At 71.5% G+C, this 18,952-nt stretch carries 19 protein-coding genes; 8 read left to right on the top strand and 11 right to left on the bottom strand.

Going from position 1 to position 18,952, the window contains the following annotated elements; translation table 11 throughout:
* Positions 1-66 precede the first annotated feature (66 nt).
* The 3 genes from ABJI51_RS03315 to ABJI51_RS03305 all read right to left on the bottom strand — a co-directional run bounded on the left by ABJI51_RS03315 (position 67) and on the right by ABJI51_RS03305 (position 2,312).
* Positions 67-1,470 carry an amino acid permease gene (locus ABJI51_RS03315; protein ID WP_348947416.1) on the bottom strand — a complete coding sequence of 468 codons (1,404 nt, stop codon included), beginning with the start codon at positions 1,468-1,470 and terminating at the stop codon, positions 67-69.
* Positions 1,471-1,663: 193 nt separating this feature from the next.
* On the bottom strand, positions 1,664-1,963 hold the full coding sequence (locus ABJI51_RS03310; RefSeq protein WP_348947415.1) for a hypothetical protein: 300 nt from the start codon (positions 1,961-1,963) through the stop codon (positions 1,664-1,666).
* Between the two features lie 40 nt (positions 1,964-2,003).
* Positions 2,004-2,312 (bottom strand): hypothetical protein, encoded by a 309-nt coding sequence (locus ABJI51_RS03305; protein WP_348947414.1) that lies wholly within the window; start codon positions 2,310-2,312, stop codon positions 2,004-2,006.
* 353 nt (positions 2,313-2,665) lie between these two features.
* Between ABJI51_RS03305 and ABJI51_RS03300 the strand changes: the two genes are divergently transcribed.
* The 5 genes from ABJI51_RS03300 to ABJI51_RS03280 all read left to right on the top strand — a co-directional run bounded on the left by ABJI51_RS03300 (position 2,666) and on the right by ABJI51_RS03280 (position 7,497).
* Positions 2,666-2,914: a hypothetical protein gene (locus tag ABJI51_RS03300; protein WP_348947413.1), complete on the top strand. Its 249-nt coding sequence runs from the start codon at positions 2,666-2,668 to the stop codon at positions 2,912-2,914.
* Between the two features lie 190 nt (positions 2,915-3,104).
* The gene (locus ABJI51_RS03295; RefSeq protein WP_348947412.1) at positions 3,105-4,112 is read left to right on the top strand and encodes a LacI family DNA-binding transcriptional regulator; all 1,008 of its coding nucleotides are present in this window, start codon (positions 3,105-3,107) and stop codon (positions 4,110-4,112) included.
* A 216-nt stretch (positions 4,113-4,328) separates the two neighbouring features.
* Complete coding sequence (locus ABJI51_RS03290; RefSeq protein WP_348947411.1) at positions 4,329-5,408, top strand: PucR family transcriptional regulator; 1,080 nt, start codon at positions 4,329-4,331, stop codon at positions 5,406-5,408.
* Positions 5,409-5,526: 118 nt separating this feature from the next.
* On the top strand, positions 5,527-7,113 hold the full coding sequence (locus ABJI51_RS03285; protein ID WP_348947410.1) for a histidine phosphatase family protein: 1,587 nt from the start codon (positions 5,527-5,529) through the stop codon (positions 7,111-7,113).
* Between the two features lie 108 nt (positions 7,114-7,221).
* On the top strand, positions 7,222-7,497 hold the full coding sequence (locus ABJI51_RS03280) for a hypothetical protein (protein WP_348947409.1): 276 nt from the start codon (positions 7,222-7,224) through the stop codon (positions 7,495-7,497).
* A gap of 84 nt (positions 7,498-7,581) precedes the next feature.
* On the opposite strand, the gene ABJI51_RS03275 is transcribed toward ABJI51_RS03280, so the two are convergent.
* Complete coding sequence (locus tag ABJI51_RS03275) at positions 7,582-7,743, bottom strand: hypothetical protein (RefSeq protein WP_348947408.1); 162 nt, start codon at positions 7,741-7,743, stop codon at positions 7,582-7,584.
* A 209-nt stretch (positions 7,744-7,952) separates the two neighbouring features.
* On the opposite strand from ABJI51_RS03275, the gene ABJI51_RS03270 reads away from it, so the two are divergent.
* Positions 7,953-9,383 carry a phytoene desaturase family protein gene (locus tag ABJI51_RS03270; RefSeq protein WP_348947407.1) on the top strand — a complete coding sequence of 477 codons (1,431 nt, stop codon included), beginning with the start codon at positions 7,953-7,955 and terminating at the stop codon, positions 9,381-9,383.
* 363 nt (positions 9,384-9,746) lie between these two features.
* Here the strand turns inward: ABJI51_RS03270 and ABJI51_RS03265 are convergent, their stop codons facing one another.
* The 6 genes from ABJI51_RS03265 to ABJI51_RS03240 form a co-directional block, all read right to left on the bottom strand.
* Entirely contained in the window at positions 9,747-10,025 is a 279-nt protein-coding gene (locus ABJI51_RS03265) for a hypothetical protein (protein ID WP_348947406.1), read from the bottom strand.
* Between the two features lie 81 nt (positions 10,026-10,106).
* Positions 10,107-10,760 carry a response regulator transcription factor gene (locus ABJI51_RS03260; protein WP_348947405.1) on the bottom strand — a complete coding sequence of 218 codons (654 nt, stop codon included), beginning with the start codon at positions 10,758-10,760 and terminating at the stop codon, positions 10,107-10,109.
* Between the two features lie 2 nt (positions 10,761-10,762).
* Positions 10,763-11,314: a hypothetical protein gene (locus ABJI51_RS03255; RefSeq protein ID WP_348947404.1), complete on the bottom strand. Its 552-nt coding sequence runs from the start codon at positions 11,312-11,314 to the stop codon at positions 10,763-10,765.
* Positions 11,311-12,339 (bottom strand): alpha/beta fold hydrolase, encoded by a 1,029-nt coding sequence (locus ABJI51_RS03250; protein WP_348947403.1) that lies wholly within the window; start codon positions 12,337-12,339, stop codon positions 11,311-11,313. The genes ABJI51_RS03255 and ABJI51_RS03250 overlap by 4 nt, the downstream gene beginning before the upstream one ends.
* Positions 12,336-14,096: an ABC transporter ATP-binding protein gene (locus ABJI51_RS03245; protein ID WP_348947402.1), complete on the bottom strand. Its 1,761-nt coding sequence runs from the start codon at positions 14,094-14,096 to the stop codon at positions 12,336-12,338. Before ABJI51_RS03245 ends, ABJI51_RS03250 begins: the two co-directional genes overlap by 4 nt.
* Positions 14,097-14,105: 9 nt before the next feature.
* Entirely contained in the window at positions 14,106-14,966 is an 861-nt protein-coding gene (locus ABJI51_RS03240; protein WP_348947401.1) for an HTTM domain-containing protein, read from the bottom strand.
* 188 nt (positions 14,967-15,154) lie between these two features.
* On the opposite strand from ABJI51_RS03240, the gene ABJI51_RS03235 reads away from it, so the two are divergent.
* Positions 15,155-16,462 (top strand): M16 family metallopeptidase, encoded by a 1,308-nt coding sequence (locus ABJI51_RS03235; protein WP_348947400.1) that lies wholly within the window; start codon positions 15,155-15,157, stop codon positions 16,460-16,462.
* A gap of 82 nt (positions 16,463-16,544) precedes the next feature.
* The gene (locus ABJI51_RS03230) at positions 16,545-17,810 is read left to right on the top strand and encodes a M16 family metallopeptidase (RefSeq protein ID WP_348947399.1); all 1,266 of its coding nucleotides are present in this window, start codon (positions 16,545-16,547) and stop codon (positions 17,808-17,810) included.
* 136 nt (positions 17,811-17,946) lie between these two features.
* On the opposite strand, the gene sbnA is transcribed toward ABJI51_RS03230, so the two are convergent.
* Positions 17,947-18,888, bottom strand: coding sequence for a 2,3-diaminopropionate biosynthesis protein SbnA (gene sbnA / locus ABJI51_RS03225; protein WP_348947398.1), 942 nt, complete (start codon positions 18,886-18,888; stop codon positions 17,947-17,949).
* Positions 18,889-18,952: the final 64 nt, after the last annotated feature.

Raw genomic sequence — 18,952 nt, 5'->3', positions numbered from 1 at the left:
CTCGGTGCCGACATCCACCGAAACAATGAAATCGCGATTGACGATTCGCGAAACGTTCTCCGCCATTCACGGAATGGGTGCCGGGTCGGTTTCTTCCGATTTCGCCTGCTTCGCCCGCACTTGCCGGGTGATGCCGACGACCACCACGACCACGGTGAGCGCGAGGCTGGCCAGCAGCTGCGGCCGTCCGGCGGGGTCGAAGAACATCGCGATCAGCAACGCCGCCATTGCCAGGATCGCCACCCAGGTCAGGTACGGGAAGCCCCACATCCGCAGTGGCAGGCCGCCGGGGTGCGCGGCGGCCAGGCGGCGGCGCATCCGCAGCTGCGTGACCGAGATGGCGAGCCAGATGAACACCGCCAGCGCGCCGGAGGTGTTGAGCAGGAAGCTGAACACCTGCTCCGGCACGAAGTAGTTCAGCACCACCGTCGCGAAGCCGACGACCGTCGAGGCCAGCACCGCCGCCCGCGGGACGCCGCCGGCGGAGATGCGCTGCCACGCGCGGGGTGCGTCGCCGCGGCCGGACAGCGAGAACGCCATGCGGGACGCGGTGTACAGGCCCGAGTTCAGGCAGGACAGGACGGCGGTCAGCACGATCACGTCCATCACGGTGCCCGCGGCCGGCAGGCCGATCAGGTCGAGCACGGCGACGTACGGGCTCTTGCCGACACTGGCGTCGTCATACGGCAGCAGCGTCACCACGACCGCGATCGAACCCAGATAGAACACCAGGATGCGCCACATGATCGAGCGCACCGCCTTGCGCGCGGCACCCACCGGGTCCGGCGATTCCGACGCGGCGATCGTCGCGATCTCGGCTCCGAAGAACGAGAACACGACCACGAAGATCGCGGAGAACACCGGCCCGTAGCCGTTCGGGGCGAAGCCGCCGTGCCCGGTGAGGTTGCGCAGGCCCGGCGCCTCGACGCCGGGCAGCACGCCCAGCACGGCCGCGAGGCCGAGCAGGACGAAGACGACGATCGCGGCGACCTTGATGGAGGCGAACCAGAACTCGAACTCACCGTAGGACTTCACCGAGAACAGGTTGGTCAGCGTGAGCACCGCCATCAGCACGAGCACCCACGCCCACTGGGGCAGGAACGGCATCCAGCGGTGCACGATGGCCGCACCGGCGGTGGCCTCGACGCCGATCGTGGTCACCCAGAACCACCAGTACAGCCAGCCCACCGAGAAGCCGGCCCACCGGCCGATGCCCTCCTCGGCGTAGGCGGAGAAGGAGCCCGTCCGCGGGTCGGCGGTGGCCATCTCCCCCAGCATCCGCATGACCAGGATGACCAGCACGCCGGCGAGCGCGTAGGTGACCAGCACCGCGGGCCCGGCGTCGGCGATCGCCTGTCCGGAGCCGACGAACAAGCCGGCGCCGATCACCCCGCCGACGGCGATCATGGACAGGTGCCGGGACCCCAGTGTCCGGGACAGCCCCGGCCCGTCTTCCCTCGGTGGCGCCATCGGGTTTCCCCTGTTCTCGTAGGTGGTAAGAGAGCGTCATCACGCTAGGGGCGGGACCGGGAGCCGTTCACTGCGCGAACCCCGGAAGTTCTTCCGGCATCCGGCGGCAGTGCCGGCTCCGGAGGCAAACCTTCGGGAAATGCGGATACCGCTGACGGCACACAGGTGTGCGGTCAGCGGTATCCGATGTGCGTCAGGCGGCCGAAAGCGCGCCGATCCGGGTACCGATCAGGCTTTCCACCGAACCGCCGTCGACCGGCGATCCACCGTGGACGTCCGCGGAATCGAAATGGTGGTGACCACCGAAATGATGAGCGGCCGCGGCGAGCGCCGCACCGGTGGCGAAAGCCGCGACGACACCCGCCGCCACCGTCGCCGCCGCGGCGGCGTAGCAGGAAACCGGCGCGGTCGCCCGCACGTCCAGAAAACCGCCGACGGTGCCGAGGTTCTCCTGACCGGCAGCGAGGGCAACGCGGGATTCTGCCGAATTCATTTTCTGTCCTCTCCGTAAAACAGCGGAATCGACGAGCGGGTCAGCCGAGGCCTTCGGTGCGCGCTTCGACCAGCTCGGTCAGCGACGCGCCCGCGACGGCCGTGCCGCGCAGCGCCTCGAGGTCTTCGCGGTCCTGGTAGCGCCCGCGGTGGTGCCCGAAGTTGTTGGCCCAGGCGTTCGCGACGTAGCCCGCGCAGGCCGCGACCGCGGCGCCGGCGCCGACCGCGGCGACGAGAACGGCGGTTTCGCACAGCGTCGGCGCGACCGCGGAAGTGAGGTAGCTCGAGGTGGCGCCGAAATCGGTGCCGTTGGCCATGGTGACGACCCGGGACGGTGTGGCCACGGACATGGTTTCCCCTTCTTGGAAAACAATCGTGTTCGAGGAGTCGTATTCCATTCGTGGCGGGCGGCGGACATTTCATTCGTCCACCGGCCGCCTTCGTCACGATGACACGGCGCAGACAGCGCGGCCAAGCGAGTTCAAGAACTGTTCACCACGTAGGACATGTGCCTTGTGTCACCCGGTTTCGCATTACCGTCCGGGCCAGAAAATCGCGGCGGTGGCTCAGCGAAACGCGCAGTCCCGCCGAGCCCGATCCGCAAGCCGGGGATATTCTCCGTCATTCGGTGGATGTGGGGCAATGGGACCGCTCACTAACCTTCGCCGCACAGCTTCAGCCACTCATCCCTTATGGAGGTACCGTGAGCACGTCAGCCACCATCGAAGCCCGCGTTCCGTCGCTCGAGGAGATCGCCCCGCTCGAGCTGGGACTTCCGCACACCGACAAGGCCTGGTTCCACGCGTTCGCGCACAAGGCCGTCGACGCCTGGGTCAACCTGACCGGCGGCAGCGACGGCGTGCTGCACGAGAACGACACGCCGGTCGACTTCGGCGCCGCGGACTTCTCCCTGGAGGAGCTGCTCGAGACCCGCGCCCAGCGCGTCTCCTGAACCCCGCACACGCGAAAACCGGGCCGGTGACGAACCGGCCCGGTTTTCTGCGTTCCAGGAATTAATCGGCTCATCAAACACGGGTAAAGCAGTCTTTACCTCACTGGATCCGGTCCGCATTCCGCGGAATTCGCGTCTTCCGGCGTGTCACGTCCCGCCACCGGGTACCGTGCGCTCGGAGGAGGTACGCATGCCCTCGATCCGTGACGTCGCCAGGCAGGCGCAGGTATCCACGGCCACTGCTTCCCGGGCCCTGCGCGGGCTGCCCTCGGTCACCGCGGAGACCAGAGCCCGGGTCGAACGCGCGGCCGCCGAACTCGACTACGTCATCCCGTTCAACGCTTCCAGCCTCGCCTCGGGCCGCACCAACTCCGTCGGGATCGTCGTCCCGTTCGTCTCGCGGTGGTTCTTCGGCACCGTGATCGCCGGCGCGGAGACCGTGCTGCGTGAAGCCGGGCTGGACCTCGTCGTGTACGGCGTGCCTGACGCGCCGAGCCGGGCCCGGTTCTTCGGGCGGATGCCGGTGCGGCGGCGGGTCGACGCGGTCCTCGTCCTGTGCCTGCCGCTGACGCCGTGGGAAGCCGACGCGCTGCGTGCCCTGCGGGTGCCCGTGGTCATCGTCGGCAGCACCGCCGAAGGCATCTCCTCCGTCCGCATCGACGACCCGGCCGCGGCGACCGCGGCGGTGCGGCACCTGACCGAGCTGGGGCACCGCCGGATCGGCCTGATCGGCGAAACCGACCCGCCGCCGCACGGGTTCACCACGCCGGGGCTGCGCCGCCACGGCTACCTGCGGGCACTGGCCGAGGCCGGGATCGAGCCGGACCGCGCCCTCGAGGCCGCCGGGTGCTTCACCGCGTCCGACGGCGAGGCCGCGATGCAGCGCCTGCTCGCGCAGAAGAACCCGCCGAGCGCGGTGTTCGCGATGTCCGACGAGATGGCGTTCGGGGCACTCCGGGCACTGCACCGGGCCCGCATCGACGTCCCCGCCGGGATGTCGGTCATCGGCTTCGACGACCACGAGCTGGCGGCCGCCCTCGATCTTTCGACGATCGCGCAGCCGGTCTTCGCCCAGGGGGAACAGGCGGCCAGGCTCCTGCTCGACCAGCTGCAGCGCGAGGCCCCGCCCGCCGACGTCGTGCTCCCCACCGAGCTGATCCGCCGGGGCAGCACCGGACCGGCGGCCTCGCTGAACTGAGAATCCGGCATCCGGCCGAAAACCGGCGGCGGCTTTCCGCGTTTTTCGGAAGCCGTCCGCGGTCCGCCGGTCCGGTCCCCGAATTCCGCGGACGACGGCCCGATTGCCGCGGTGCAACGCTTACACTGCATCGACGGCGGTGATCGCCCACCACGAATGAGCACACCGTGACCCGGAAGGGGCTCCACGTTCGATGTCCGCGCAAAGTGCAATCAGGTGAACGGCCTCCACACCGAAATCCGGACCCGGCTGCTCGGCGACGTCGAGCGGGTGCCGCCTGCCCAGCGCAAGAAGGCGCACGACCTGGTGACCATGGCCATCGCACTGCTGTGCGACGACGGCGAAGGCGGCTGGGACGCGCGGGAGATCGCCGCGGCCCGCACCATGGGCCACAGCTGCGCCACCGACGGCTGGCCGCTGGACCAGGTCCTCGAACTGCTGGGCCGGGCCGGGGAAGAGACGGTGGCCGTCCGCGCGGCCACGCCCGGCACGACCACGGGCCAGCTCCGCGCGCTGACCGAGACGTGCAACCGCTTCCTGCGCGAACTGCTGCGCGGCTACCAGGAAACCGCGCTCACCGCGGACCCTTCGCGGTCGGCGGCCCACGACGACGCGATGCTGCTGCTCAAGGGCGAGGCGCCGACCGACCAGGGCCGCTTCGCCCAGGCCTACGCCGTGATGGCGTTCCGCACGGTGTCGGCGACCCCGCTCGATCCGGCCGTCCTGGACGATCCGGACAACGGTGTGCTGAGCGTCCTGTGCGAGCACGGCGGCTACGTCCTCGTCCCCGCCGGCGACGAGGAAACCGGGCTGAACCGGTGCACGCGCATCCAGGCGTCCCTGCCGGAACCGACCTGGGCCGGGGTCTCGTGGCAGAAGGCGGGCCGGGTGCCCGCAGGACGGGCCGAAGCCGCGGACATCGTCGCGTCGGCGCTGGCGGCGCGGCGGCCACCGGGGTGCTACCTGCTCGGGGACGTGCTGGTGGAGTACGCGGTGCTGACCCAGCCGTCGGTGGCCGACCTGCTCGTCACCAAGATCGAGCCCATCACGCGCAACGCGGTCCTGCTGGAGACGCTGCGCGCGCTGCTGGCCGCCGACGGCAACCGTTCCAAGGCCGCGGCCGAGCTGATCATCCACCGCAGCACCCTGGACTACCGGCTGCAGCGGATCGAGCAGCTGACCGGCTACGACCCGACGTCGGTGCGGCAGCTGCACGTGCTCAGCACCGCGCTCACCGCGCACGCGGCGGCGACCTCGCCGCCGCCACCGCTGCCGCTGGAGGAAACCGCTTCCTGAATTCGATTCCGCTTTCGGACGATGCGGATGGATTCCGGCCGCGCCGCGCCTGAGGATGACCAGGCCGGTCATCGCGGACCGGGCCCCCTTTCCGTTCATCTTCCGGAAGCAGGCACGGATGGCGATCTATTTCGTCCGGCACGGCGAGTCACTCGCCAACGAGCAGAACCTGTTCGCAGGCAGGCAGAACACCCCGCTCACCGAGCTGGGCGTCCGGCAGGCGCGGCAGGCGGGCGACCGCGTCGCCGCGCTGGGCCTGCGGTTCGACGAAGTGCACGTTTCCCCGCTGGACCGGGCGAAACACACCGCGCGGATCATCGCGGACGCACTCGGCGGGGACCTGCCCTTCGTCGAATCGGACGCGCTCGTCGAACGCGACTTCGGCGTGTTCACCGCGCAGAACAAAAGCCTCGTCAAGAAGAGTGTCGGCTTCCGCGCCTACACCGAGTACTTCCACAGCAGCACCGGCTGCCCGCCCGGCGGCGAATCCTGGCACGCGCTGCACGACCGCGTCCGGCAGTACTACGAGCAGGTCCTGCTGCCCCGGTCGCGGGCCGGGCGGAACGTCCTGGTGGTGGCGCACAAGTACGTCGTCGAGATGTTCGCGGTCGTGGTGGCCGGCCTTGCCGAAGAGGACTACCACGACCTGAAGGTGCCCAACGCGCGCCCGGTGTCCGAAAAGGACCTGCGGCGGATCGCGGGCCACGCGGCGAAGACGTCGGCGGTGCACGACTTCGGCGAGATCGTCGAGATCCGGCTGCCGGTCCTGGTCGCGGGCGGCGCGGCGGCCGGAGCGGGCGCGCAGCTGGCGCTGCGGGTCCCGGTCCCGCCCGCGGTGTTCACCACCGCGCTCGTCGCGCTGCTGGGCGTGAGCACGTTCTTCGGCATGCTCCGGCTCCACTCCGGCGTGTTCCGGGGGTTCGGGGCGAGCATCCGGACCGCGTTGCCGCTGACGTGCCTGCGCGCGGGCGCCGGGCTGGCACTGGCGTGGGCGTTCGCGGGGACACCGGCGTCGGCGCTCGGCGTGTTCCTGCTGCTGCCACCGGCGTTGCTGACCCCGGCGCTGTCGCTGCTGTGGGGCGGCGACTACTTCACCTCGGTCCGGCAGACGGTGACGGCGACGCTGGTCCTGCCGGTGGTGGTGCTGGCGGCCGTGTGGTTCCCGCACCGGCTGCCCGGCCTCGGCGCCGCGGTGACGGGCTACTTCGCGGTGCTGGCCGGTGCGATGGTGCTGCCCGCGGTCGCCGCGCAGGTGCTGCGCCGCCACAGCCCGATCCGGGCCGGGCAGCTGAGCACGAACTGGAACTGGGTCGGCGGCGCGGCGCTCGTGCCGCTGGCCGCCGTCGCGACGTTCGCGCTGACGCCCGCGACGGGCCTGCGCGCGGGCGACCTGCTGACGGCGGCGGTGATCGTCGGGGCGACGCTGCTCGCGCTGCGCACGATCGCGGTGGTGTACCTGAGGAAACGCGCCCTGCCGGCGGGTGAGGCCCGCGACCTGTTCATCACGCAGTGCACGCCCAACATCTTCCTGTGGTTCGCGTTCTCCGGCCTGCTCGGCACCGGCGCGGCGGTGCTGGCCCCGGTCGCCGCGTTCGGCTTCTTCGCGGCAATGCCGGTGGACGAGTTCGTGTTCGTCCGCCGCTACCGGCGCCGCCTGCGCGCGGCGATGGGTGTCCGTGCTCCGCAGTTGCAGGGAATCCGCTGAGCCGAACTGCTCGTTCATCCGGTTGATGCGCGGGTTCCCGCCGGATGTTTCCCTTGTGCCGTGGCCCATCGGCCACGGATCGGGAACCAACGCAAATCGGAGACGAACATGAACAAAGTGGAGGCTTTCGCCGCGAACGCCGAACTCGAGCGGCTGACGCTGGTCGACGCGAGCCCCGTGGTCGCCTGCACGGTCGACGTGGCGGAAGGTGCCGCGCTGGGCTTCGCGTGGATCGCGCGGGCAGCACAGCGGGCCGCCACGGCAGGCGGCCGGCACGCCACCGCCACTCGCGACATCGGCTTCCACCCCGGCCGTCCCGCCCTCACGGCGACCAGCCCCGGCACCGGCCTGACCTCGGCTCAGCTCATCGACCTGCTGGCTTGAACCCGGCCGAAGTTCGTGAAGGACCGTCCCTTGACTGTCCACTCTCGCCAGCAAGTTCCTCAAGGTGGCCTTCACGAAACGGGGTCAGCGGCGCGCGAGTGCTCCCGGGGAACCGGCGGTGTCCTCGCGGGCGCGGCGGGCCGCGATCCGGCCGTCGGTGCGGGCCTGGCACAGCGCGGCCGCCAGGCGGGCCAGTACCACCAGGACCGCCACGGTCACCACGACCACCTGCGCTGCGGTACCCATGCGCGCCACTCCTTCCCCGGCCGGTGTGATCCGTTCATGACACCACTTCACGCGGTGCCGGTGGGCCCGGTCAGGGAAATCCCTCACGACTCGCCCGCGCGTGTCCGCAGTTCGCGGAACCCGCTTCCGGATCCGGCGGCTTTCCGCCTCCCGGCGCCCCCGGTTCGCCGAAACTGGAGGTCCGTGATCCGCGGCGACCGGGAGCAGACATGAGCACCGCCATCGTGGTCGGCGGCGGCCCGAACGGGCTCGCCGCCGCCGTCGCACTGGCCCGCGAGGGCGTCGACGTCACCGTGCTCGAAGCGGCCGGGCGGATCGGCGGCGGCGCCCGGTCGTCCGAGGCGATCCTGCCGGGCCTGCTGCACGACGACTGCTCGGCGTTCCACCCGATGGCCGTCGGCTCGGCGTTCCTCGCCGGGCTGGGCCTCGACCGGTACGGGCTGTCCTGGGCGTGGCCGGAGATCGACTGCGCGCACCCGCTCGACGGCGGCGACGCGGCACTGCTGCACCGGTCGATCGAGGACACCGAGGCCGCGCTGGGCCCCGACGGCGCCCGCTGGCGGCGCGCGTTCGCCCGCCCCGCGGCCCGGTTCGACGTGCTGGCCGAGGACATCATGGGCCCGCTGCTGCGGCTGCCGAAGCACCCGCTGACGCTGGCCCGGTTCGGGCTGCCCGCGGCCCTGCCGGGCTCGGTCTTCGCGCGGCTGTTCGCCACCGACCGGGCGCGGGCGCTGTTCGGCGGGATCGCCGCGCACGCCTTCCGCCCGCTGCACCACCCGATGACGTCGGCGATCGGCCTCGGCATCATCACGGCCGGGCACCGCCACGGCTGGCCGGTCGCGGTCGGCGGGTCGGGCTCGATCACGACGGCGCTGGCGAAGCTGCTGACCGACCTCGGCGGCCGCATCGAGACGAGCGTCCGGATCACGACGGCGGCGCAGCTGCCCCCGGCGGACGTCACGCTGTTCGACCTGGCTCCCGGCGCGGTCGCGGACATCCTCGGCGACCGCCTGCCGTCCCGGATCGCCCGGGCCTACCGCCGGTACCGCCACGGCCCCGGAGCGTTCAAAGTGGACTTCGCCGTGGACGGCGGTGTCCCGTGGGCCAACCCGGACGTCGGCAGGGCCGGGACCGTCCATTTGGGAGGGACGTACGCGGAACTGGCGGCCACCGAACGCGAAATCCACGCGGGCCGCCTGCCGGACCGCCCGTTCGTCCTGGTGGGACAGCAGTACCTGGCCGACCCGGGCCGCTCGGCGGGCAACGTCCATCCCGTGTGGACATACGCACACGTACCGCACGCCTACCCCGGCGACGCGACGGAGGCGATCATCGCCCAGATCGAGCGGTTCGCCCCGGGCTTCCGCGACCGGATCGTGGGCACGGCGGTCCGCTCGGCAACGCAGATGGCGGTGTACAACCCCAACTACGTGGGCGGCGACGTGATCACGGGCGCGACGACGGTCCGCCAGCTGGTGTTCGGCCCCCGCACGACGCTGACCCCGTACGACACCGGGGTGCCGGGAATGTACCTGTGTTCGGCGGCCACGCCGCCCGGAGCGGGCGCACACGGAATGTGCGGAGCCAACGCGGCGGCCCGCGCCCTGCGGTACCTTCGGCGGCTTCCGCGTTCGGCCTGAAGGGTTTCCGACGAACGCCGGTGTCCCCCAGCCCGGCGGCGGCCTACGCTTCTTGCATGGCCGGGGCCCGGTGCCCACTTCCCGGGTGGCCGGCCCCCTTGCCGGGCCCGCGCGCCAGTGCGCCCCCCAGAGTGGCGCGCGGGCCCGGCTTCCAGCTCGCGTCGCGTCTGGCGTTCAGTGCGCGGAAGGCCACCTTGGGGTGCTTGGGCTCCGGCCCCAGCCGTGAGCCGGATCGTGCTCGGCACGGGCAGGTGTCCTGCGCCGTCGGGGAGTTACCACGCCCGCAGTGCAAAGCGCCCCAAGGTGGCCTTCGGTGCGTTCAACGCATCGAAGGCCGCCTTGGGGCGCTCCGGCGACTCCCGGTCAGCCCGCGCGGTACCGGATCAGCTCGTCAGCCGAAGCCGCACGACCCTCCGGGAACCGCACACCGTCGGGACCGTCGGTGAAGTGGCCGCCCCGGTGCTGGTGGTAGAAGCCCTTCATGGCCATGTACCCCAGACCGGCCGCCGCGAGGCCGACTCCGGCCAGGTCGATGGCGGCCGGGGTGCACGAGACCGGCAGCTCCCGTTCCGTGAATCCGCCCGCGGGGACGGGGAGGCCATCCGCGGTCAGGGCGTTCGCCGCGGTTTCGACACTGTTCACGAGAGCCTCCTGGTTTCTTTGCAGTGGAAGGAAAGTACGGCACACTACGACCCACGGGCATCCACCGATGTGTGGAGACGATCAGACCCCCACCAGCCCGGACCGGTAGGCGCAGATCGCCGCCACCGTGCGGTTGGGGACGTTCAGCTTGCGCAGGATGCTCAGCACGTGGCTGCGGACCGTCGTCACCGAGATGCCGAGCTTGTCGGCGATCTCCTGGTTGGCGCTGCCCGCCGCGAGCAGGAGCAGGACGTCCAGCTCGCGGTCGGTCAGCAGCTCGCGCAGCTTCTGGGCCCGGGGCCCGCGGGGGTTGCGGACCACCGTCTCGGCCACCGCGGCCAGGTAGCGGGGCGGGGCGAACCAGTGGCCCGACGCCACTCCGCGGATCGCCGTGACGAGCTCTTCGGCGGGGCTGGAGGTGAGGGTGACCCCCATGACGCCCCGCGCGAAGAGCCCGACGACGTGCTCCTCGGCCGGGTTGGCCGTGACCGCGAGGATGCCGCCCGCGGCGACCGAGCCGAACCGCTCGGCGAGGGCGGGCAGCTCGGGCGTCGACGCGTCGACGATCCCCACGGCCCGGCCGGCGGCGCTCGCCCGGGTGCAGAGCTGGCCCGTGTCCAGTACCAGCTCCACCGAGGTGATCTCCGGTGCGTTGGCCCGCAGCCAGCGGATGTTGTCCGCCGAAACGCTGAACGAACCCGTCACGAGCACCGTGACGCCATCGCCGGCGGCCATGGTCAGGCCAGCGGGTGCGGGTTCGACAGGAAGAGCATCATCGGCTCCTCCGACTCGTCGTACCCCGCCGACGTCGCGATCAGGAACTGCACCCGCTTGGCCTCCGGGTGGTGGGGCACCTGGTGGGTCGCGTAGTTGAGCAGCGTCAGGTACGGCACGGAGACCTGGACGTCCTCCTTGCGGTCCTTCAGGTCCGGCTGCATCTGGATCAGGCCCGACACCGCGTCGGTGACAACCTTCTCCGCCCGGCGGCCCGGGTACCAGAAGAAGTGCTGCCACTTGCGTTCCTCGACCTGGCAGTACTCCTTCCACGGCGTGACCTCGCCCTCGGGCAGCTCGTCGCGGATGAGCAGGTGGTAGTCGTGCATGCCGGGCCGGGGCGCGAAGAACCGCCAGTCCGGGATGAGCGAGCCGGTCGGGTCCAGCTTGCGGATCTTGTCGAACTTCCGGCTGGGGTCCTGGCTGAGCGTGGTGGCGACGAGCCAGCTGCCGAGGACGCCGTAGAGGGCGTAGCGGGCGCCGAGTGCGGCGAGGGTGCGGGGTGAGGTGCTCACGGCTGGTCTCCCGGTGGTTCGAATTCGACGGGTTTGACGGCCCGGCCCGTGCGGGCCGCGTCGACGACTTCAAGCACGGCCGCGGCGACGCTCTTGGCGGGCCCGGCCGAGCACAGCATTCCGAGGTGGCTGGCCCCGGGGACGGTCTGCTGCACCGACACCGGCGACAGTGCCGCCAGCTCGCGCTGCAGCTCGCCGTGCACCGGGTCGGCCTTCTCGGTTTCCTCCGCCGTCACGACGAAGAGCGGGACGCCGGCGGGCAGGGTGGTCGTGCGGATCTCGTCGACGACGTGGGCGAGCCACGCCTCGATCTCCGCTTCCGACGCGGCCCAGTTGCGGGTGGTCATCATGCGCGCGACGGTCGTCTTCAGCTCCAGCTCGGCCAGTCCGGTCAGCTGGGAGTCGTCGCCGACCCCGCGCAGCCGGTTGCGGCCGAAGCGGGACCAGAACCGGCTGCTGCGCACGCTCGCCCGCATCAGCGGCAGGCCGAGGCGCTGCCGGGCCGAGCGTTCGAGCTGCTCGGGGTGGGCCGCGTCGACCAGCACGACCCCGGCGACGCGGTCCGGGTGCTCCTGGGCGAAGGCCCGCAGCAGCATGCCGCCGTAGGAGTGGCCGACCAGGACCAGCGGGCCGCGGACGTCGAGCACCTCCAGCAGCCGTTCGAACTCGCCGCGGATCCGCGCGGCGGTGCGCGGCTGCGGACCGGCGTCGCTGCGCCCGATGCCCGCCCGGTCGTAGGAGATCGTCGGGGCGGCCTCGGCCACCGCGGCCTGCACCCAGCTCCACATCTCCAGCGGCGAGGACAGGCCGCTTTCGAAGACGACGGTGGGACCGTCGGCGGGCTCGCCCATGCGGCGGACGTGCACCCGGCGGCCGTCGACGTCGACGAGTTCGCCGAGGCCGGGCAGTTCCCGCTCGTCGCGGCGGGTCAGCACGCTCTGGTAGACCGCGCCTGCCGCGAACGGCACGGCGGTCAGCACGCCGGCGGCCGCGGTGAGGCCGCACTTCAGCGCCAGTCGGTTCACGAGTTCCTCCCTGCGGTGAGGACGGTGGCTTCGGGCAGCAGCTGCGTCGCCACCAGCCGCTGGTAGAGGTCGTCGCCCGCCAGCAGCGACTGGTGGTCGCCGACCGCGCGGACCCGGCCGCCGTCGAGCACGACGATCCGGTCGGCTTCGACCACAGTGGACAGCCGGTGCGCGACGGCGACGACCGCGCGGTCGCGGGCCACCTCGGCCACCGCCTTGCGCAGCGCCAGTTCCGCCTCGGCGTCCAATTGGGACGTTGCCTCGTCCAGCAGCAGGACGTCGGGTTCGAGCAGCAGCATCCGGGCGATCGCGATCCGCTGGCGCTGGCCGCCGGAGATCGCCGCGCCGGACTCGCCGACCTTCGTCTCCAGCCCCTCTTCGAGGCCGTCGACCCAGTCGGTGAGGTGGGCCAGCTCGACCGCGCGCCGGATCTGCTCCTCGGTCGCCGACGGGTTGGCGTAGAGCAGGTTTTCCCGGATCGTGCCGTCGACGACCGGGGCGTCCTGTTCCACGTAACCGATCCGGCCGCGCAGCGTCTCCAGGTCCACCGACGCCAGGTCGACCCCGCCGAGGCGGATCCGGCCTGCCTGCGGCTGCCACAGTCCCGCGGCGAGCGAGAAGAGCGTGGTCTTGCCGGTGCCGGACGGGCCGACGACCGCGGTCAGCCCGCGCTCCAGCGCGGCGAAGGACACGTCCTTGAGGACCGGCCGGTCCTCGGCGTACCCGAAGGACACCGAGTCGTACTCCAGGACCGACGAGGCGAAGGCGGGCTCGGTGACAACGCGCTCGCGACGCTCGTCCGGCAGGTCGAGCAGGCCCTCGACGCGCTGCGCCGCGGCCACGCCGAGCTGGATCTGCGCGAAGCTGGTGAACAGCGTGATCAGCGGGGTCAGCATGTAGAACAGGTAGAGCAGGTAGGCGGCGAAGCCGGCGGTGTCGAGTGCGCCGCTGGCGATCCGCGCCGCGCCGAAGGTGAAGACGACGGCGAACGAGCCGTGGATGCCGAGGTTGATCAGCGGGGTCATCGCGGCCTGCAGCCGCACCCCGCGCATGTCGGCCTTGGTGGCGTCGACGGCGTGGGCGAGCACCAGCTCGGCCTCGCGGTCCTCGGCCCGGCTCACCTTCACCGTGCCGATCGCGACCAGCGCCCGCTGCAGCGCGGCGCCGAAGCGGCCGACCGCGTCGCGGTTCGCCGTCATGGCCTTGCGCACCTGGCGGGCGACGGCGACGCTGCCCACGGCCGCGACGCCGAGGCACGCGACCGTCACCAGGGTGAGCAGCGGGTCGATGACCGTCATCAGCGCGATGCCGCCGACCACGAGCACGATGCTCGCGGCGATGTTCATCAGGCCCATGGTCAGCGAGCCGCGCAGCAGGTCGGTGTCGGCGACCGCGCCGACGAACAGGTCGCCGCGCTGGCGGTCAAGGTGGGACTTCAGCGGGGCGCGCAGCAGCCGGCGCACGACCGAGCTGCGTGTGTCGAGGACCATGTTCGCGCCGCAGCGGCCGAGCAGGTACATCTCGATCAGCCGCAGCACCATGTCGCCGAGGAACAGCGACGCGAGCAGGACCAGCGATCCGGTCGCGACGGCCTTCCCGGTCAGCGCGCCGACGACGTCGCCGACGATCATCGGCTGGATCAGCGACAGGATCGCGCTGGCCAGGCCGACGATCCCGGCGAGCCCGAGCTGTCCCCGGTACGGGGCCAGCAGGCGCAGCACGGTCCGCGTGGCGGACGCCTTCTTCTCAGTGGACACGCCGATTCCCTACTGTCCCGCGGTGATGCGCTTGGACAAGTGCTTCGAGTGGTGGACCACGCTCGGGTAGGTGGCGCTGAACGCCCACAGGAACCGGTTGAGGCCCATGAAGGCGGCGTTGCCGGCGTGGAAGGAGACGCCGGTGCCGAGCAGGCCGGCGGCGATCGGCTTGGGCGCGACCAGCACCAGCGGGAAGAGCATCTCGCCGACCCACACGCCCCAGCCGCCGAGCCGGGCCAGCCACGGGTGCTTCTTCAGCAGCTCGCCGACGTGCTTCTGGCCGTAGGTCTTGGTCCGGAAGATGCCCTGCATCGCGCTCCCGTCGCGCCAGTACGGCGAAACCGCCTTGGCGAGTCCGGCCGCGAAGTAGGAGACGACCGACTGGCCGGCGATGAAGGCGGTGCAGGCCTTGCGGGCCTTCTCGTCGTTCGGGAAGAACTTGCTGGCCGCCACCGCGGCGCAGACGACGAGGTTGACGTGGTCGGACCCGTCGGCGCCGTAGTTGCTCCGCAGTTGCATGAGGACGTTCGTGACGGCGAGGAACGTCATCGCCGCGGCCTTGGTCTGGCGGTTGGTGCCGGGCAGGGCGACCAGCGTCGAGGCGGTCAGCCGCAGGGACGTCAGCACCTGGATGCCCGGGCTGGTGAAGATCTTGTCGAAGAACTCGCCGGTCTTGCCCTTGGCCATCCGCTTCGACCGGGTCCGCCCGATGCGCCAGCTGATCAGGCCGTCGTCCTCGACGTCCTTCGGCCGCACCAGGGACTCCAGCGAACTGACGATGATCCCCGCCGAAATGAGCAGCTCGGTCTCGCGCAGCGCCTTGTCGACGCTGAGCATCCCGTCACCCGGGATGAGTTCCGCCTGTGCCATGCGTCGCTCCGTTGTCGTTCCGTACGCCCCGCCCGATGACCTTCACCGGCGGCGAAACCCGTTTTCACACGCGGGAATCGGCATCGTCAATGCGGTGGAGACGCGGTTCCGTGAAAAACGGAAGCCACATCCGCCGAAGTGATGACCTTGCGCCGGTACCGGCCGCGGACGGCTAGCGTGGCACCGTCATGAACAGGACCATCCGCGCCGATCGGCGCTACCAGCTCGCCCCGCACGTCCTGCCGAACGGGCTGCGGGTGCTCGTCGCGCCCGACCACGACGCCGAGGTCGTCGCCGCGACGGTCGTCTACGACGTCGGCAGCCGGTCGGAGCCCCGTGGGTTCAGCGGATTCGCGCACCTCTTCGAGCACCTGATGTTCCAGGGGTCGGCGAACCTGCCGCGCGGGGCGCACGCGCACTACGTGCAGAGCTGCGGCGGGGTGTTCAACGGCACGACCCACCTGGACTACACCGAGTACTACCAGGTGCTCCCGTCGTCCGGCCTGGAGCACGCGGTGTTCCTCGAAGCCGACCGCATGCGGGCGCCCGCGCTCACGGCGGCGAGCCTGGCCAACCAGATCGACGTGGTGGCCGAGGAGATCACGGGTGCGATCCTGTCGCGGCCCTACGGCGGTTTCCCGTGGCTGCAGCTGGCGCCGCTGGTGTTCGACAGCTTCGAAAACGCCCACAACGGCTACGGCGCGATCGACGAGCTGCGGACCGCGACGACCGAGCAGGCGCACGCGTTCTTCGAGCGGTACTACGCACCCGGCAACGCCCTGCTCTGCCTGGCGGGCGACGTCTCCGCCGAGCGCGGGATCGAGCTGGCCGAGAAGTACTTTTCGGACATCCCGGCGCGTCCGGTGCCGTCCCGGCCGGTCATCACCGAGCCGGACCTCACCGCGGAGCGCCGGGATTCCTATGTGGACGCACTGGCGCCGCTGCCCGCGTTCGCGTCGGCCTGGCGCGTCCCCGACCCGGCGGCCGACCTGCGTGGTTACCTGGCGTATCTCGTGCTGTGCCTGCTGCTCACCGACAGTGCGCTGGGCAGGCTGACGCGCCGTCTGGTCCGCCGCGACCGCTGGGTGTCCTCAGTGGACTGCGGGCTCGGGCTGACAGGCGAGGTGTTCGGCATCCGCGACCCGACGTGCCTGGTCCTGACGGCGAGCCCGGTCCCGGGCGGGCCGGGCACGGACGCGATCCTGCGGGCGGTCGACGAGGAGATCGAGCGGCTGGCCGTGACCGGGCCGGAACCGGCCGAGCTGACCGCGGCAACCCGCACGATCAGCGCCCAGCTGGTCCGCACGCTCGACGGGCTCGCGGGCCGCGCCCGGCACCTGGCGGTGTTCGCCCTCCAGCACGGCGACGCCTCGGTGCTCAACGACCTGGGGCCGCTCAGCCGGACGGTGACCGCCGCCGACGTCCAGGCCGCGGCGGCGATGTTGCGACCACAGCGGCGGGCGACCATCGAACTGCACCCGGGAGCGGCACGATGACCACCTTCGACCGCCACGCCGCGGCGACGATATCTCGGCCACAGCGACGGGCGACCATCGAACTCCACCCGGGAGCGGCACGATGACCACCTTCGACCTGCTCGACGTCCCCACTCCCGGCCCGCTGCGGGTCCCGGCCGTCCACGAGCGCACGCTGGGCAACGGCCTGCGCGTGCTGGCCACGCGGCGGACGAGCACCCCGCTGGCCGAGGTCTGCCTCAGCGTTCCGTTCGCGCACGCCGATCCCGCCGCCGCGGTCCTGCTCGCCGGCGCGCTTTCCGACTCCTCCCGCGTCCAGGACCGGGCGCGGGCGATGGGCGGCGGCCTCTCGGCGGCCGTCGACGCGGATCGGCTGCGGGTCGCCGGGAGCGTCCTGGCCGACCAGCTGCCGGACTTCCTTGCGCTGCTGGGGGAAGTCGTCACCGATCCCGCCTACCCGGCCGACGAGTTCGGGCTCGCGGTGGACACCGCGGTCCAGGGCACGATCGGCGTCCTGGCGAGCCCGGTCCATCACGTCGCCGAAGCGCTCAACACGCGGATGTTCGGCGACCACCCCTACGGCCTGCCGATCCCCCGGCCCGAGGACTTCCGGCGGACCAGCCGGGACGCGGTCCGGGCGCTGCACGCCGAACGCGTCCGGCCGTCGGGGGCCGGCCTGGTCCTCGCGGGCGACTTCGACCCGGTGGCGGCGTCCGATCTCGTCGAGCACGCGCTGGGCGGGTGGCGGCCGGGGCCGGAAGTCCCGATGCGGCCGCCCGGCCCGTGGGTGCCCGGCCGGTCCATTGTGGACGAGCCGGGCCTGCCGCAGTCGCTGCTGCGGATGGCGATGCCCGCGCCCCGCTACGACGCCACGGACTACCCCGCCCTGGCGCTGGCCGCAATGGTGTTCGGCGGGTACTTCTCGTCCCGGCTGGTGCAGAACATCCGCGAGGAGAAGGGGTTTTCGTACTCGCCGCGCAGTACCCTGCTGCACGTGGCGCAGGCCCACCTGGCAACGGTGTCCCTCGACGTGGTGACCGCGAACACCGCGGCGGCGGTCGAGGAGGTCCACGCCGAGCTGACGAGGATGACGGACCGCCCGGTGACCCCGCCGGAACTGGACCGAGCCCGCCGCTACGCGGTCGGCACGCTCCGGCTGCGGCTGGCGACGTTGACGGGCCTGGCGGCGACCCTGTGCGAGCTGGACCTGCACGGCCTGCCGGTCGCCTGGCTCGCGGGCCACGACGCGCGCCTCGCCGCGGTGACCCCGGACGAGGTGACGGCCGCGGCACGCGAGTACCTGACGCCGGAGAAGGCGGTCACCGTGTTGCTGTGCGACGAAAAGCGCGCTTACCCGGCTGCGCGCTGAACCCACCGGTGCGTGCCGAAAGGGACTTTCCTTGCGTCTGACGCGACGAAAGTCCCTTTCGCTGCGCCAGCTGAGACGAAGGCGCCTTTCAGCCCACCCCGGGCCGCGGGCGCCCTGCTGCCCGGGTCTGCCTCGATCAGCCGGGCAGCTTGCCGACCCAGTCGTCGTTGTAGACCGAATCCAGGTAGCTGTCCCCCAGGTCCGGGGCGATCGCCACGGCGGTGACGTCCTCACCCGGGCGGTGGCGGGCCAGCCAGCGGCGGGCCCCGGCGACGACCGTGCCCGTCGATCCGCCGAAGACGAACCCGCGCGAAGCAAGCTCGCGGCACATCGCGACCGTTTCGCGCTCTTCGACGATCACGACGTCGTCCACCAGGGACTCGTCGAGCTGCTCGGGCCGGATCCCGGTGCCGAGACCGGGGATCATCCGGACGCCCGCGGGTCCCCCGAAGGTCACCGAGCCCGCGACGTCGATCGCGACGACCGCGGCGTTCTGCTGCCGGTCACGCAGGTAGCGGGCGCAGCCCATGAGCGTCCCGGTCGTCCCGGCACCCACGAAGAGGAGTTCGAGGCCGGGGAACGCGGCCAGGATCTCCGGTCCGGTCCGGCGGTAGTGTGCGCCGCTGTTGTCCGGGTTGCTGTACTGGTTCAGCCAGACCGCGTCGGGTTCGGCCGCCAGGATCTGCCGCACGTGGTCGATGCGTGCGGCGAGGAAGCCGCCTTCCGCGTGCGGCCTGGTGATGACGTGCACGTCGGCCCCCAGCGCCTGCATCATCCGGCGGCTGGACAGCGTGCACCGCGCGTCGGTGACGCAGATGAACCGGTACCCGCGGCTGGCCGCGAGCATGCTCAGCGCCACGCCGAGGTTGCCGGAGGAGGATTCCACGATCGTCCTCCCCGGCCGCAGCACGCCCCGCCGCTCGGCGCCCTCGACCATCTCGGTCGCCGCCTTCAGCTTGATCGACCGGGCGAAGTTGAAACCTTCGCACTTGAGGAACAGCGGGACGCCCACGCTGTCGCGAAGATCGACATAGAGGTCGCCGCTGTTGAATTCCGCAGGAGAACGGATAACGGTCACCCAGGTAACGTGTCACGCCGTCCGCCTCCGCGTAATCCGCAAGCGGCCGAGGTGATTTCCGCGG

It is taken from the genome of Amycolatopsis melonis (assembly GCF_040064235.1).
GTDB classification, from domain to species: domain Bacteria; phylum Actinomycetota; class Actinomycetes; order Mycobacteriales; family Pseudonocardiaceae; genus Amycolatopsis; species Amycolatopsis melonis.
The sequence above is the reverse complement of the archived record's forward strand: the minus strand, read 5'-3'. Positions and strand labels throughout refer to the sequence as shown.

Coding starts and splice junctions, on each gene's coding strand:
- ABJI51_RS03285 (WP_348947410.1), top strand. CDS start 5,527: ATGGCGATCTATTTCGTCCGGCACGGCGAGTCACTCGCCAACGAGCAG.
- ABJI51_RS03230 (WP_348947399.1), top strand. CDS start 16,545: ATGACCACCTTCGACCTGCTCGACGTCCCCACTCCCGGCCCGCTGCGG.
- ABJI51_RS03305 (WP_348947414.1), bottom strand. CDS start 2,312: ATGTCCGTGGCCACACCGTCCCGGGTCGTCACCATGGCCAACGGCACC.
- ABJI51_RS03275 (WP_348947408.1), bottom strand. CDS start 7,743: ATGGGTACCGCAGCGCAGGTGGTCGTGGTGACCGTGGCGGTCCTGGTG.
- ABJI51_RS03240 (WP_348947401.1), bottom strand. CDS start 14,966: ATGGCACAGGCGGAACTCATCCCGGGTGACGGGATGCTCAGCGTCGAC.
- ABJI51_RS03315 (WP_348947416.1), bottom strand. CDS start 1,470: ATGGCGCCACCGAGGGAAGACGGGCCGGGGCTGTCCCGGACACTGGGG.
- ABJI51_RS03260 (WP_348947405.1), bottom strand. CDS start 10,760: ATGGCCGCCGGCGATGGCGTCACGGTGCTCGTGACGGGTTCGTTCAGC.
- ABJI51_RS03295 (WP_348947412.1), top strand. CDS start 3,105: ATGCCCTCGATCCGTGACGTCGCCAGGCAGGCGCAGGTATCCACGGCC.
- ABJI51_RS03310 (WP_348947415.1), bottom strand. CDS start 1,963: ATGAATTCGGCAGAATCCCGCGTTGCCCTCGCTGCCGGTCAGGAGAAC.
- ABJI51_RS03280 (WP_348947409.1), top strand. CDS start 7,222: ATGAACAAAGTGGAGGCTTTCGCCGCGAACGCCGAACTCGAGCGGCTG.
- ABJI51_RS03235 (WP_348947400.1), top strand. CDS start 15,155: ATGAACAGGACCATCCGCGCCGATCGGCGCTACCAGCTCGCCCCGCAC.
- ABJI51_RS03270 (WP_348947407.1), top strand. CDS start 7,953: ATGAGCACCGCCATCGTGGTCGGCGGCGGCCCGAACGGGCTCGCCGCC.